This is a genomic window from Stenotrophomonas sp. P5_B8, from assembly GCF_054049855.1.
The window spans coordinates 1-985 of record NZ_JBFULO010000756.1; the positions used below are offsets into that span (position 1 = coordinate 1).

Genomic DNA, 985 nt, shown 5'->3' on the forward strand with positions numbered 1-985 from the left:
CTCGTAGGCTGCGTCCACGCCCCAGGCGATCTCGGGCAGCAGGTCGGGATTTCCCTGAATATCGGGATTGGTTGGTGAGTTTCCGTTGTTGACGGTGTAGCGGCGAGGCACGAGCGTGCGCGGCGCTGGGGAACTGAAGGTGCGCGCCACCCCGAACCGAACCTGGTCCTTCTTGGTGCCGGGCACCTTCCAGACCGCCTGCACGATGGGGCTGAACACACTCGAGTCGTTGCCTACCGATGCAATCGTGGGTCCTTCAACGTGGGTGTACAGGCCTTCCCAGCGAGCGCCGAGATAAATCTGCAGACTGTCCCGTGCCTCCCATTCATCCTGCGCATACAACGCGATGCGTTTGACGCCTGCGCGGTAGCTCTCGTCAATGATATCGAGCACCGTACCCTGCGGGTCCAGGTCGTGTTGCAGGCGGGCTTCGCTGCGCGCTGTGTAAGCGCCATCCCAGCCCAGCGCGATGGRGTGACTGTCGCCCGCCTGCACCAGGTACTTGCCAGTAGTGGTGTAGTTCCTGTCGATCGCATCGGAAACAACCTGGCGGTCCAGCGCGAAATCACCGGTTGGTGAAAAACCGAGGAAGTTGAAGTTGGTGTCGCGCTTGAGGTAGTTGAGGCCGAGTTTGGCGTTCAACGTCGCGCCGGATTCATACGTGTGCTTCCAGTTCAGGTCGGTTCGGCCCGACCACGCGCGGGAGTCATTGATCCATACGTTGCGGGGATAGTCGGTGGGGCCGCCCACCAGAACATTCTCCTGGCGGTCACGCGTCCACTCTTCCCTCGAGTGCTGCACAAGGCTGTTCCAGGTAAGTGCGTTGTCTTCGTCGAACTTCCAGTTCAACCTTGGCGCGAGATTGAATGTGGTGGTAGTTCCATTGAAAAGTTCTTTGGTCTTGCGAAGGCTATCGATGCTTCCGTCAGCATCTGATTCGCTGTCCGTTATCAGCGCATGGATGCGACTCTTGGGGCGACTCGCC

General features: G+C 59.8%; 1 protein-coding gene. It reads right to left on the reverse strand.

Going from position 1 to position 985, the window contains the following annotated elements:
- On the reverse strand, positions 1-849 hold an 849-nt coding region (locus tag ACXJKH_RS21250; protein WP_457322346.1), incomplete at its 3' end, for a TonB-dependent receptor domain-containing protein.
- Positions 850-985: the final 136 nt, after the last annotated feature.